The organism is Exiguobacterium sp. FD-YE-25-4 (assembly GCF_057004685.1).
Genome location: NZ_CM168041.1, coordinates 1,997,357 through 2,009,887 on the forward strand (window position 1 = coordinate 1,997,357; position 12,531 = coordinate 2,009,887).

The 12,531-nt window shown below is 50.6% G+C and carries 14 protein-coding genes and 1 riboswitch; of the genes, 6 read left to right on the forward strand and 8 right to left on the reverse strand.

Annotated elements, in window-relative coordinates:
* Positions 1-183: 183 nt before the first annotated feature.
* The 3 genes from glcT to AC13H5_RS10310 all read right to left on the reverse strand — a co-directional run bounded on the left by glcT (position 184) and on the right by AC13H5_RS10310 (position 2,788).
* Positions 184-1,029 carry a glucose PTS transporter transcription antiterminator GlcT gene (glcT, locus tag AC13H5_RS10300; RefSeq protein ID WP_021065527.1) on the reverse strand — a complete coding sequence of 282 codons (846 nt, stop codon included), beginning with the start codon at positions 1,027-1,029 and terminating at the stop codon, positions 184-186.
* 105 nt (positions 1,030-1,134) lie between these two features.
* A complete protein-coding gene (locus tag AC13H5_RS10305) occupies positions 1,135-1,452 on the reverse strand; it encodes a YuiB family protein (RefSeq protein ID WP_021065526.1) in 318 nt (105 codons plus the stop codon).
* Between the two features lie 124 nt (positions 1,453-1,576).
* The gene (locus tag AC13H5_RS10310) at positions 1,577-2,788 is read right to left on the reverse strand and encodes an NAD(P)/FAD-dependent oxidoreductase (RefSeq protein ID WP_214706576.1); all 1,212 of its coding nucleotides are present in this window, start codon (positions 2,786-2,788) and stop codon (positions 1,577-1,579) included.
* Between the two features lie 266 nt (positions 2,789-3,054).
* On the opposite strand from AC13H5_RS10310, the gene AC13H5_RS10315 reads away from it, so the two are divergent.
* Positions 3,055-4,032, forward strand: coding sequence for an NAD(P)/FAD-dependent oxidoreductase (locus AC13H5_RS10315; RefSeq protein WP_034778371.1), 978 nt, complete (start codon positions 3,055-3,057; stop codon positions 4,030-4,032).
* 36 nt (positions 4,033-4,068) lie between these two features.
* On the opposite strand, the gene AC13H5_RS10320 is transcribed toward AC13H5_RS10315, so the two are convergent.
* Positions 4,069-4,923 (reverse strand): NAD-dependent epimerase/dehydratase family protein, encoded by an 855-nt coding sequence (locus AC13H5_RS10320; protein ID WP_215189926.1) that lies wholly within the window; start codon positions 4,921-4,923, stop codon positions 4,069-4,071.
* Positions 4,924-5,050: 127 nt separating this feature from the next.
* Here AC13H5_RS10320 and AC13H5_RS10325 point away from each other — a divergent pair, with 127 nt between their 5' ends.
* Entirely contained in the window at positions 5,051-5,293 is a 243-nt protein-coding gene (locus AC13H5_RS10325; protein WP_029595120.1) for a hypothetical protein, read from the forward strand.
* Positions 5,294-5,333: 40 nt separating this feature from the next.
* Here the strand turns inward: AC13H5_RS10325 and AC13H5_RS10330 are convergent, their stop codons facing one another.
* A complete protein-coding gene (locus tag AC13H5_RS10330) occupies positions 5,334-5,690 on the reverse strand; it encodes a HesB/IscA family protein (protein WP_138859128.1) in 357 nt (118 codons plus the stop codon).
* A 97-nt stretch (positions 5,691-5,787) separates the two neighbouring features.
* Positions 5,788-5,929: riboswitch (FMN riboswitch) on the forward strand.
* A gap of 159 nt (positions 5,930-6,088) precedes the next feature.
* Between AC13H5_RS10330 and AC13H5_RS10335 the strand changes: the two genes are divergently transcribed.
* Positions 6,089-6,676, forward strand: coding sequence for an ECF transporter S component (locus AC13H5_RS10335; RefSeq protein ID WP_029595118.1), 588 nt, complete (start codon positions 6,089-6,091; stop codon positions 6,674-6,676).
* 129 nt (positions 6,677-6,805) lie between these two features.
* Positions 6,806-7,333 (forward strand): nucleotidyltransferase family protein, encoded by a 528-nt coding sequence (locus AC13H5_RS10340; protein ID WP_483546555.1) that lies wholly within the window; start codon positions 6,806-6,808, stop codon positions 7,331-7,333.
* 91 nt (positions 7,334-7,424) lie between these two features.
* Here AC13H5_RS10340 and AC13H5_RS10345 read toward each other — a convergent pair whose 3' ends face one another.
* The 3 genes from AC13H5_RS10345 to AC13H5_RS10355 all read right to left on the reverse strand — a co-directional run bounded on the left by AC13H5_RS10345 (position 7,425) and on the right by AC13H5_RS10355 (position 9,692).
* Positions 7,425-7,970, reverse strand: a complete 546-nt coding sequence (locus tag AC13H5_RS10345) for a 2'-5' RNA ligase family protein (RefSeq protein ID WP_483545684.1) — start codon at positions 7,968-7,970, stop codon at positions 7,425-7,427.
* A 63-nt stretch (positions 7,971-8,033) separates the two neighbouring features.
* Entirely contained in the window at positions 8,034-9,245 is a 1,212-nt protein-coding gene (locus AC13H5_RS10350; protein ID WP_029595115.1) for a NupC/NupG family nucleoside CNT transporter, read from the reverse strand.
* A gap of 210 nt (positions 9,246-9,455) precedes the next feature.
* A complete protein-coding gene (locus AC13H5_RS10355) occupies positions 9,456-9,692 on the reverse strand; it encodes a YuzB family protein (protein WP_021065517.1) in 237 nt (78 codons plus the stop codon).
* Between the two features lie 97 nt (positions 9,693-9,789).
* Between AC13H5_RS10355 and AC13H5_RS10360 the strand changes: the two genes are divergently transcribed.
* Together AC13H5_RS10360 and AC13H5_RS10365 are read left to right on the forward strand one after the other, a co-directional pair.
* A complete protein-coding gene (locus AC13H5_RS10360) occupies positions 9,790-10,845 on the forward strand; it encodes an NAD(P)/FAD-dependent oxidoreductase (protein WP_034778394.1) in 1,056 nt (351 codons plus the stop codon).
* Positions 10,846-11,082: 237 nt separating this feature from the next.
* Positions 11,083-12,513: a S8 family serine peptidase gene (locus AC13H5_RS10365; RefSeq protein WP_404582325.1), complete on the forward strand. Its 1,431-nt coding sequence runs from the start codon at positions 11,083-11,085 to the stop codon at positions 12,511-12,513.
* Positions 12,514-12,531: the final 18 nt, after the last annotated feature.

Consider the following 12,531-nt stretch of genomic DNA (forward strand, 5'->3'; position numbering starts at 1 on the left):
AAAGACGACTGTAGATGTCAGACAACCGACGTATCTAAACGTTTTCATAATAAACGTTTATAAAAACAGAAACAGGCATGAATAAGGTATAGAACGTAGACCTCTCCTAATGGAGACATCGTTGCGTTCCACTCCTTACTCATGCCTGATCGAATCAGTAACACGTAAGATACGTGGTATCAGTTATCTACTTGTTAGGCGCTGGAGATGCATCGTCAAATATGTCGCTTCACCTCGCGGGACAGGACGCTTTAATTCGCGTTCCATGATGCCCATCAGCTCCCAAGCAGTACTATAGCATAGCGGATATTCTTCGCGCAATACCTTTTCAATTTTTTGTGGGGCCTCCACCATCTCACCCGTCGCAACCCGCTCAACGGCGTACCTTAAGTGCCGAAGTAAGCGCTTATAATCGAGTGAACTCCGGTCCATTTTGACGTTCAAACGACTCTCAATCGTCTGAACGATTTGCCCGATGATTTGGTTGTGCCGGTTGACCTCGAGGACGTTTTTAAACGTCGTCGCCGAATGGATATGGAGCGCGATAAATCCGATCTCCGCGTCCGGCAACAGCACGTCGAGCCGCTCGTGAATCATATCGACGATTCGTTCAGCCAAGGCGTACTCATTCGGATAGAGCGATTCGGTCTCGAGCAAGAACGGATTTGTCACTTCCATCCCTTGTTCGATCCGCTTCATCGTGAAGAACAAGTGGTCGGTCAAACCGATATGGATATGTTGATCGACTTTTTTACCTGTGTTGTTCTCGATAAAGCCGACGATTTCTTGCATGAAGGCAATAAAGTCTTCATCGACGTGTTTGACGAGCTCACGGTATTGAGATTGTTCTTCTTTATCTGTCAGTTGATACACTTTCTCCGGGACACTGGCCGGGTCGACGAGATCGCCCGCTTTCTTGCCGAAGCCAATCCCTTTCCCGAGTAGAATGACTTCCGGTTCCGGATCATGTTGGCAAATGACAACGCTATTATTCAACACTTTCTTGATCGTATACATCGGTAATGTCATTCTCATCGCATCCCTTACTAATTAAATCGTTATCTTATCTAGTATATCGGTTCGCCTTCTAAAAAAGTAGGCAGAAAACAAAAAAGACGAACATTTCTGCCGTCTTTAAAACATTGAGTAACCACTCTTACGCAAGTAGCGGATCGTGACGCCGGCCAAAATCGCACCGAGCAGTCCGAAACCGAGCATGAACACATCCAAAAACTGAAGTCCGAGCACCCGTTCGTAAACGTTGGCGAGCGCGGTCGATGTCTCCGTGATGTAACTCGAGAGCTTGACGTTATCAATCATCATAATGACGAAAATCGGATAGATGAACACGAGCGTCCATGTTTTTTTAAGTAGCATGTTCAAAATGAAGCCGATGCTGAAGAAGATGACCAAATAAAGAATCGCCCCAATGACAGCCTGGATGATATGCATGCGATTGCCCCCTTTTCCCGTTGTCTATTATACCGAATCGCCCTCTCTTAGGTCAAAGGTGAACCATGAGGCGTCATCAAAAAAAGTAGCCCGTTCGGATGAGCGGGCTACTTGGTCATATTGCTTAGAATTTACCTTTTTTGAGGACGAGACCGTACTTCTTCAATTCGATGAAGTGTTTGTTGTCGATCACTTTCTTCATGAATGAAGCGTTGCGACCGAAGATCTTTTTGCCCATGACGATGCCGATACCGTCGTTATGGCCAAGTGAAGCGACTGTCCCTTTGCTCTCATACGTGAATTTCGAAGTCGATTTTCCGTTGATGAGCGCCGCGATGTTTTTCGCTACGTTGTGCGCTTGTTGCGTCGCGATTTGAGCAGTCGGCGGGTATGGACGGTTTGAGACCGGATCCATGACAGCCGAGCAGTCACCGATGATGAAGACGTTGTCGTGACCAGGGGCACGGTTGTCCGCCTCGACCATGACACGGTTACGGACCGCTTCAAAACCAGATTTCTCGATGATCGGGCTACCGCTCACGCCACCTGTCCAAAGGATCGTGTTCGCTGCGATCGTCTCCGTCGTGTCGCCTTGAAGCGGACCGAACGTGACGACGCCAGGCTCAACGCCTTTGATGCCGTTGCCGAGTTTCATCTCGACACCGTTACGCTCGAGCCATTTCTGTGCATACGTCGTAAGTTCTGGGTCGAAACCAGGAAGGACGGTCGGAGCCGCCTCGATGTTCACGATACGAACCGCTTCACGTGGCACGTCATACTGCTTGCAAAGCTCAGGGACACGGTTGACGAGCTCACCGAGGAACTCGATACCTGTGAAACCTGCACCGCCGACGACGATTGTCACGTACGAGCGGTCAGCCGACCCGTTCGTCTTGTATTGTGCGAATGAGTATTCGATATGTTCTTTGATTTTACGGACGCTGTTCAATGAACTGATTGTCATCGCGTTCTCTTTGAGGCCTGGGATTCCGAATGTTTCTGGAATGCCGCCGAGTGCGAACACGACATAATCATATTCAACAGTCGAGCCGTCTGCGAGGAGTACTTGTTTAGCCGTAGTATCGACGCGATCGACGATCCCTTTGACAAATTTCACGCGTGACGGGTTCACAACGTCGTTGATGTAGATACGAGCTTGCTCCGGTTTCATCGTTCCGGCCGCTGGTTCATGGAGCCACGTCGTCTGGTAATGGTAATCATGCTTGTTGATGAGCGTGATGTTCGCGTCGCCAGCTGAGAGCGTCTTCTGGAGGTTCACCGCTGTGATGAGTCCACCGAAACCTGCGCCAAGAATAACAATGTTAGGTCGTTTCATGTTCATTTCCACCTTGTTTTGATAGTTTTGTTTTCTTGAACAATCATGTTGTGTGTTTTTTCACATGAATGTTCACAATAAAGCCTAAACCTTGTTCAACCAATGTTCACAATTGCTTCTTGTTCATTGTACGCTGTTTATTTCGTTTTCTCAATGGAAAAGCTTATCTTCTTGAATTTTTTTTGAATGTATAGGATGTTTGTACAGAATGGATTTAATTCACGATTGTCACTATAATGGATGTATACGTTTTGAGGAGGAATTCGATGAAATCGACGAAAGATGTGATCATCATCGGTGGCGGCCCGGTCGGACTGTTCACCGCATTTTATGCAGGTATGCGCCAACTCGATACGGCGTTGATTGAAAGTTTGCCGCAGCTCGGCGGACAATTATCGACACTGTATCCAGAAAAATATATTTACGACATCGCCGGCTTCCCGAAAGTGAAAGCCCAAGATTTGATTGACCAATTAAAAGCCCAAGCCGATCAGTTCGAGCAGGACTATCGCCTCGGGGAGACGGTCGAGACGGTCGAACGTCTTGAAGACGGCACGTTCCAGATTACGACGAACAAGGATGAGTACCATACGAAAGCCATCATCATCACGGCCGGGAACGGGGCATTCGCCGCACGACCACTCGGTCTCGATGGTTGTGAAGACTATGCCAACCTTCATTACTTCGTCGACAACATGGAGAAGTTCCGCGACCGCCGCGTCATGATTGCTGGCGGCGGCGACTCGGCTGTCGACTGGGCGCTCATGCTCGAAGGCATCGCCAAGGAAGTCCATATCGTTCACCGCCGTGACCGCTTCCGTGCCCACGAGCATACGGTCGAACAGATGAAGGCCTCAACGATCAACGTCTGGACACCATATAACATTGAGTCACTTTCAGGTGAGACACACATCGAGTCGGTCGAATTGACGGACAAAGACGGCGAATCGAAATTCGTCGAAATCGACGACCTCATCTGTAACTACGGTTTCGTCTCATCGCTCGGCCCAATCAAAAACTGGGGCATGGAGTTCGAGAAGAACACAATCCGCGTCGACTCACGCATGGAGACGACGGTCGCCGGCATCTTCGCCTGTGGTGACATCGCGACTTATGAAGGAAAAGTGAAATTGATTGCGACAGGCTTCGGTGAAGCCCCGATCGCCATCAACCAGGTGAAGCAGCTCGTCGACCCGACAGCGCGTCACCCGCAACATTCGACTTCGGTATTTGCCGGGAAATAATGATGTGGCCCCCATCTTCACGATGAGGGCCATTTTTCATTTGCGGATTGTTTGCACAATGACCCGGTCAAGCCAGTCGTCGAGTTGAGTGAAGACGAAACCGGCCTTTTTCGCCTCGGCAATCGACATATAATAGTCGACGTCCGTATCGTACGGCGACGACTCGCCATCTTTGATGATCTGGACCGGTTTATTTAAGTGATGGCCGATCCGTTCCATGAGTGCCCCGAGCGAGATGACCCCTTCACTCGCCGCGTTGAACGGTCCGGTCACGTTCGCCCGACCGACCCATTCTAGAAAGGCGGCCGCCTCAAAGCTTGAGATGAATCCCATCTTCGCTTCCGGGTGATGCAGTACGATCGGCTCTTCCCGTCGGACGGCGTCGATATAAAACTTGAGACGGTCTGTATAGTCGTCGGGTCCGAGCACGATTGGCAAGCGGACCGTCGCGACCGGGAACGAGGCGCGATGGAAGAAATAAGACTCAGCCTCTCGCTTCCCTTGCCCGTAATCATGTTCGGATTCGAGATGATAGTCATGATGGAGCGGATTGAAATCACTTTCTTTCAACTCGGCGTCTGGCGCATAAACCGACATCGTCGACGTGAGCACATATTTACCGACCTGGTCCATGAAAGCGTCCGAGGCGATCTTTGCCTGGTACGGGTTAAAGCAAATATTGTCATAGACGAGGTCGTAATGGTCGCGTGACAAATCTTTCATCGTCGCCACCGACTGCCGGTCCCCTTTGATCGACCGGATGCCCTCCGCCTCGGGTACTTGCAGTTGTCCACGCGTCACAATCGTCACATCGTCACCGGCCTCCGCCAACCGAAGCGCCAACCGCTTTCCAAAATAGCGTGAGCCACCGAAAATCAATACTTTTCTCATCGTCCCTGCCCCTCCTACATGAAATGACATCTCTTTTCATTTTCCCTTGCATCCTCTCGACTAATCTTCCACATCCTTGAATATTTTTGTTATTCTTATATATATAGACAAGAAAGAGGCGAGACGCATGCATCAGATCACATTAGAAAAAGGATGGTCGTGTGAATTACCGACACAATATGCCATTTACCAAAGCTTATCGGACTTCAGCCGTTACTCGGTCCTTGACCAAGAGGAAGAGAGCGTCTGTTCGTTCCGCATCACGAACGACACGTGTAAAATCACAGCGTTTCGTCCTTGGCAACATCAAATCGAGTTAGACGCGGCTTCGAAACTCATTCGATTAATTCTGATTGAAGAGACAGACTGAATACAAAAAAGGCCAATCATGAACATGATTGGCCTTTCGTTTAGCAATCCCCAGGTGTCCCGGCGTTCGACGCCGTCCGGAAACTCGAGCCGCAACCGCACGTGGCGATGGCGTTCGGGTTTTTAATCGTGAAGCCGCCTCCGAGCATCGACTGCTTATAGTCGATCTCGAGACCGTCGACGACCCCGTGATCGGCTTCGGCGACGATGACACGGACGCCGTGGTGGTCAAACTGAACGTCCTTGTCTGTCTTATCCTCATCAAACCCCATCCCGTAAGACAGGCCGGTACACCCGCCCCCTTGCACTTTGATCCGCAAGTACTGGTCGTCGGGGCGTTCGGTCTGTTTCATCATATCGATGACTTGTAATGCGGCTGATTCTGTCAAATGAATCATCTGAACTCCTCCTTCGTTATCTTAACTTCAAGTCAACTGACTTGAGATTTTGTGAAATATCTTGTATAACTAAACTGTAACAAAAAAAATTAAATCGTTCCATCTTCGGGGCAGGGTGAAATTCCCGACCGGCGGTATTGAAGACAAGTTCTTCTCAGCCCGTGAGCGAGCAAGGCGTTGCTTGCTGATTTCGTGAGATTCGAAAGCCGACAGTAAAGTCTGGATGGGAGAAGATGGCGGCATCCGACCGATATCCGGATGTTTTCTTCGGCGTGGTCTAAACACCGATGAGAACATCTATTTCGTATGCGCGTAAACTCTCCCGATTGTTTGATACAATCGGGTTTTTCTATGCGACGGGTGCCATTCATCAAGGAGCGACAAAAGGAGAGATTTTGATGAAAACAACGCGCAACAAACGATTGACAACACTGGTGACGCTATCGATGCTCGGGGCCATTTCTTTTGTCCTCATGCTCTTTAACTTCCCGCTGCCTTTCCTACCACCGTTCCTAAAAGTGGATTTCAGTGACATTCCCGCGCTCGTCGCCGGGATCGTGTTCTCCCCACTCGCAGGCGTCGTGGTTGTCGCTCTAAAAAACGTCCTCTACTATGTCTTCAATGGTGGCGGCGTTCCGGTCGGTGAAGTCGCGAACTTCTTTGCAGGTGTCGCCTTCATGTATCCGGTCGCATGGTTCTACCATAAACGTAAAACGAATAAAGCGCTCGCTTCAGGCCTCGTGGCCGGTACGATCACGATGGCACTCAGCTTGGCGATCTTGAACTATTTGCTCATCTTACCAGCCTACGCGTTCTTCTTCGGCATGACCGAGATGGCGCAACCGGCAGTCAAAACGGACCTCGTCCTATACGGTATCTTGCCGTTCAACTTCATTAAGGCCTTGTTGATCAGCGCCTTGTTCGTCCCACTCTTCCTCAAATTGAAGCCGTGGATCGAACGCCAGCGCATGCAACTTCAAGCGTAACTGACAAGCACCTAGACCCCGGTCTAGGTGCTTTTTGTATAGGTACGCTATGCTAATGAGAGAATAGGAGGAGATGGATTGAACACGACTGAAGATGTGACCCATTTTTTAGAGACTGATGTGGAACTGATGCGTCTGTTGACAATCGTCGCTTCGCTCGGTTTACCCGATTGGTGGATTTGTGCCGGATACGTGCGGGCAAAAATATGGGATGACGCGCACGGCTACGAAGTACCGACGCCGACCGAGGACGTCGATGTCATCTACTTTGACCGATCTCACATCGACGAGGCGATTGAAAAACAGTATGAGGCACAACTGCACGACCTGTTACCGAACGTCCCTTGGTCGGTCAAAAACCAGGCCCGCATGCATCTGGTCAATCAATTGCCACCGTATCAATCTGCGGTCGACGCCTTGGCCCATTTCCCTGAGACGGTCACGGCCATCGGTGTCAGCCTTGATGCGAGCGGACGCTTGAAGCTGGCCGCCCCTTACGGTATCGACGACATAGTCAAACTACAGTTACGACCGACCCCGGCCTTTGCGAACGACTCTTCACACCATCATATTTATCGAGCCCGGATCAGTAAAAAGAATTGGCAAGCCACTTGGCCGAGACTCCAAGAAGTGGATATACCTCGTCAGGAACGATAAACCCCCACCGTTTCCTGGTCAATCCCTTCTATCGGTCCTAGTCACATATGACAAACCTGACAGAAGAATGCACCTAAGTAACTTAGCTTTGTTACTTTTGTGCGGATAATTTTACTCTATGTAATACTCGAACGTGAATCGGTGTTACTAATTCAATTAATGCCACCTCTACAATTTTTCCAGCTATAGGTTTTACAATATCAGTACAATATTCAAAAGCATCTTTCATCTTTTCTTTAGACAATCTGTTTGCCAGTGTACAGTGCGGAATCCATGAGTCCGGCAAATATAAGGACTCAGCGTTATCATTAAACTCCCCAAATATACGATGATGCTCTAAGTGGAGGCTCCTCAATCCGGATGAGATTGTAGGTGAAAGAAAAAGTGCACTCGATTGAATGAACGTACCCAACGTACTAAATGTTAGATTTATAATCTCCTTCGATTGATAGTAGCTGTCCATCAGTTCGATATACGCCTCAACATTCAAACTACTGTAACTAGCTAATGTTATATGAGGTTGTCGATTCGAGACTTCATATGCATAAGAAGTAATTCCTTCTTGTTTCAAGCCTTCCCATACCTCTTGAATTCGTTTCTCCGTTTGTTCATCAAAAAGCGCTATCATTCCATACATATGTCATTCCTCCCCAAAAAAGAGTGACCACCGAAGTGATCACTCTGAGTATACCGTGTTTGATTAGAGAAGAAGACCAGCAAGTGTCGCTGACATCAAGTTGGCAAGCGTACCTGCGAGAATCGCGAGGACACCCATGCGCGCGATGTCGTTCCGACGGTTCGGCGCCATTCCACCAAGACCACCGAGAAGGATGGCGAGTGATGAGATGTTGGCGAATCCACAGAGTGCGAACGCGATCATAGCTTCCGTACGTGCCGAGAGGTCACCAGAACCGATGATTGGTGCGAATTCAGAGAAAGCGACGAATTCGTTCAACACGAGTTTTTGTCCGAGGAAGCTACCGAATTGAACAGCATCTGCCCATGGCACACCGATCACGAATGCGAGCGGCGCGAACACATAACCAAGAATCAATTGAAGCGTGAGGCCGTCGAAACCGAACAAGCCACCGATTCCACCGAGAATCAAGTTAACGAGCGCGATCAATGAAACGAAGGCGAGAAGCATCGCACCGACGTTCAAAGCAAGGAAGAGACCGTCAGAGGCACCGCGAGCGGCTGCATCGACGAAGTTCGCTGCCTTGTTCTCCTCATCTTCAGCGATTTCGATATCGTCATCCGGTACGTCTGTTTCCGGGACGATGATTTTCGCGAACATGAGACCCGCAGGAGCAGCCATGAAGCTCGCTGCGAGCAAGTACTCGAGCGGTACACCAAGAGCAGCGTATCCAGCAAGAACTGAACCGGCAACCGAGGCGAGACCACCGACCATGACAGCGAAGAGTTCCGATTGTGTCATCGTTGGAAGGTAAGGTTTGATGACGAGCGGCGCTTCCGTCTGACCGACGAAGATGTTCGCTGTCGCTGAGAGCGACTCTTTACGTGACGTGCCAAGTGCTTTGGCGAGAGCCGTACCGAGGATACGAATCACCCACTGCATGACACCTACATAGTAGAGAAGTGCGATGAGTGACGACATGAAGACGATAATCGTCAACACTTGGAACGCGAAGACGAAGTTGTCTCCGCCGACAGCTGTACCGAAGACGAAACTAATCCCGGCGTTCGCCGTGTTCAAGACGTTCTGGACGCCTCCTGAGATCCATTCTAACGCGTTACGTCCTACTGTAGTGAAGAGGACGAGGAAGGCGAACGTAAACTGTACCGCGAAAGCGGCAAGCACGGTGCGCCATTTGATGGCTTTACGGTTGGTCGAGAAGATGTAAGCGATTCCAATTAGTGCCAAAATACCAACCACGCTCATGATATTCATTGGTGTTGTGCTCCTTTCATATTGGGGAAACCTGATAATGTGATATACCCGAATCGAGATGTGTCCTACCGTTTGAAACGCTTTCTTTTTCTGTTGTTAAACGTCAGACAACCTACATTCGAACCTCTTTGAATATAACAGACCCTTTTTAAAAATGCAACGGGTCAAAACGGTCAAAATAAAAAAAGTTTGAAGGTCCTTCAAACTTTTTCACCATGCCATTTCTTCAATTTTTTCATATACATTCGTCACGAGTTGTTCCGGTGTATCCCCGGTCACGACCTCACCATCGACGAGACAAAACAAGTCAAGCGAACAGACGCCGCAGTAGCCCGTACAGCCATATTCGACGACGTCTAAGTCTGGATCGGACTCTAATTTGGCGCGGGCGATTTGTGAACCCATCGCTAAATTGGAGGCACAGAACTCAATGATCGGATTCATCATGTCATTCACCCTTCCCCTTTCCTTCAAAGCAGGAAAATGGTTCTTCTACGGCGTATTATAACATGATACAGTTGAAGTGTAACAAAGGGGGATTTTTATGCGCAAATTAGTCGTCTTGGGAGGCGGTTACGGGGGTATGCGTGTAATCGAACGTGTCCTCGGCCATCAGCTGAAGGACGTATCGATCACACTCATCGACCGTCTACCTTACCATGGATTAAAAACAGAGTATTATGCACTTGCGGCGGGGACCGTGTCGGATCGTGACATCCGCATCGATTTTCCAGAAGAGGTCGACTACATATACGGCCAAGTCACCGATATCGATACGGGGGACAAAATGGTCCTGCTCGCGAGCGGGGAAAAAGTGCCGTACGACGACCTCGTCATCGGCCTCGGTTGCGAGGACAAGTACCATAACGTACCCGGTGCCGCCGAGTTCACGTACAGCATCCAAACGTTAGAAGAATCACGAAAGACCCAGCAAGCAATCAACGGCCTATCTCCGGGATCGGTCGTCTCGATCGTCGGTGCCGGCCTGTCCGGTGTCGAGCTCGCCAGCGAGCTGCGCGAGAGTCGTCCCGACTTGACGGTTCGTTTGTTCGACCGCGGCCCGTCCGTCCTATCGTTCCTATCAAACCGTGTCTCGATGTATGTCCAGTCTTGGTTCGAGGAACATGGTGTCGAAGTCATCAATAACTCGAACATCGTCCGGGTCGACGCCGATGGGTTATGGAACCATGAACAGCACTTCGCTTCCGATTTGACGGTGTGGACCGCCGGGATTCAACCGGTCGCCGTCGTCCGCAACCAAGGTTGGGAACTCGATGGGGGTGGACGTGTCAAATTGACACCACACCACTACGTCCCGGAACAGCCCGATATCTTCGTCGTCGGGGACAACGCCAGCCTGCCGTATGCACCTTCGGGTCAGCTCGCAGAAGCGCAGGCCGAACAGATCGTCCAAGTGCTACTCTGTAAATGGAAAGGTGTCGGGTATCCGGATTTGCCGGATATCAAACTCCGAGGCACGTTAGGATCGCTTGGGAAGAAGGCCGGATTCGGCGTCTTCATGGGCAAGCAGTCGCTCACCGGAAAAGTCGCGCGATTGCTCAAGTCCGGAATTCTTTGGAAACATAAAGTCATTAAATAACATGCCTGGGTCGACCATCTCGGTCGATCCTTTTTAATGTAAAGCAATCCATTTGTCGTTCAGCCACCATCGTGTTGAGCCAAAAGTCTTGTATCTGAATCCCCTGTATCCTTATCTAAATATTCAGATTATTGATTCGATTGACATATTCTACCCGTTGGCAAAACTTGTTACTCTAGGGTCACGGCCGAACGACTTCGTGTCACCTCGCCTACATAATCCGAAGGAGGAAACAAGTTGAAAAAAATCTGTAGCACCGTCCTCGCCTCATTGCTCGTCTTGTCAACCGTCCCGGAAGCCGCGGAAGCTGCTCCCAACAAATCGAAAGAACGCGTCATCGTCGTCTTCAAAGAGTCAGCGAAGAATATCCCGCTCTCAATCGAAGGCATGGAAGTTCGCCAACAGTACAAAAACATTCCAGCCGCAGCGCTTGAAGTACCGAAAGCCGCACTGAACGGACTGAAGAACAACCCGCACGTCGCCCACGTGGAAGTCGATCAAACGGTACAAATCGAGAACCAGACCCAGGACTGGGGCATCCCGAAATTGAAAGCCCCATCGGCTTGGCAGAGCGGATACACCGGGAAAGGCGTGAAAGTATCGGTCGTCGATACGGGGATCTCGCCGCATCCTGATTTGACGATTTCGGGCGGTGCCTCATTCAGCACGGTCACGAGCTCGTACGCCGATGACAACGGTCACGGGACGCACGTCGCTGGTATCATCGGGGCCCGTAACAACAGCATTGGGACCGTCGGGATTGCCCACGAGGCGAGCATTTACGCCGTCAAGGCACTCGAGGCGAACGGTAGCGGTAGCCTATCGAGTATTATCGCCGGGATCGATTGGTCGATCACGAACGATATGGACGTCATCAACTTGAGTCTCGGGACGACGAGTCCATCCTCAACGCTCCAACAAGTCGTCGACCGTGCCAATAATGCTGGCATCCTCGTCGTCGCGGCAGCCGGTAACAACGGACGCACCGACGGATCGGGCGACCTCGTCAACTACCCGGCCCGATACAGCTCGGCCATCGCTGTCGCAGCGACGGACATCAACAACAATCGCGCCTCATTCTCGGCTACAGGCAGCACGGTCGAAGTCGCGGCACCAGGCGTGAGCATTAACTCGACACTCGCAACTGGCGGATACGGCCAGATGAGCGGGACATCGATGGCGACTCCGTACGTCGCTGGTAACCTCGCTCTCATGAAGCAAGCGTTCCCGACGTTGTCGAGCGCACAACTCCGCTCAAAACTGTCACAAGACTCGATCGACCTTGGCGCGGTTGGACGCGACGCCTGGTTCGGAAACGGACTCGTCCAAGCTCCAACGTCTGGTGGGACGTCACAACCTGTTCAAGCACTCGCGACGACAGTATCGACATCGAAGTCGACTTATTACGCGGGTGAGCAAGTATCGATCTCATCGACGGTGCGGGACGCGAACGGCCAACCGGTCGCAAACGCCGACGTCCGTGTGACGGTCACACAACCTTACGGCACAACGCTCACAGGGACAGGCAAGACAAGTTCGACAGGCGCCATCACGTTCACGCTCTCGACAAGTTCTTCGTCACAGCGCGGCACGTACCAAGTGAAGGCTGATGCGACGCTCACTGGCTACACGGCTGGTTCGGCGACGTCATCGTTCCGCCTTCTGTAACGAACAAGAGTCGAACGA

Bases quoted from the DNA above. Each gene is read 5' to 3' on its own strand.
- glcT (WP_021065527.1), bottom strand. From the start codon at position 1,029: ATGACATTACCGATGTATACGATCAAGAAAGTGTTGAATAATAGCGTT.
- AC13H5_RS10305 (WP_021065526.1), bottom strand. From the start codon at position 1,452: ATGCATATCATCCAGGCTGTCATTGGGGCGATTCTTTATTTGGTCATC.
- AC13H5_RS10310 (WP_214706576.1), bottom strand. From the start codon at position 2,788: ATGAAACGACCTAACATTGTTATTCTTGGCGCAGGTTTCGGTGGACTC.
- AC13H5_RS10315 (WP_034778371.1), top strand. From the start codon at position 3,055: ATGAAATCGACGAAAGATGTGATCATCATCGGTGGCGGCCCGGTCGGA.
- AC13H5_RS10320 (WP_215189926.1), bottom strand. From the start codon at position 4,923: ATGAGAAAAGTATTGATTTTCGGTGGCTCACGCTATTTTGGAAAGCGG.
- AC13H5_RS10325 (WP_029595120.1), top strand. From the start codon at position 5,051: ATGCATCAGATCACATTAGAAAAAGGATGGTCGTGTGAATTACCGACA.
- AC13H5_RS10330 (WP_138859128.1), bottom strand. From the start codon at position 5,690: ATGATTCATTTGACAGAATCAGCCGCATTACAAGTCATCGATATGATG.
- AC13H5_RS10335 (WP_029595118.1), top strand. From the start codon at position 6,089: ATGAAAACAACGCGCAACAAACGATTGACAACACTGGTGACGCTATCG.
- AC13H5_RS10340 (WP_483546555.1), top strand. From the start codon at position 6,806: ATGCGTCTGTTGACAATCGTCGCTTCGCTCGGTTTACCCGATTGGTGG.
- AC13H5_RS10345 (WP_483545684.1), bottom strand. From the start codon at position 7,970: ATGTATGGAATGATAGCGCTTTTTGATGAACAAACGGAGAAACGAATT.
- AC13H5_RS10350 (WP_029595115.1), bottom strand. From the start codon at position 9,245: ATGAATATCATGAGCGTGGTTGGTATTTTGGCACTAATTGGAATCGCT.
- AC13H5_RS10355 (WP_021065517.1), bottom strand. From the start codon at position 9,692: ATGATGAATCCGATCATTGAGTTCTGTGCCTCCAATTTAGCGATGGGT.
- AC13H5_RS10360 (WP_034778394.1), top strand. From the start codon at position 9,790: ATGCGCAAATTAGTCGTCTTGGGAGGCGGTTACGGGGGTATGCGTGTA.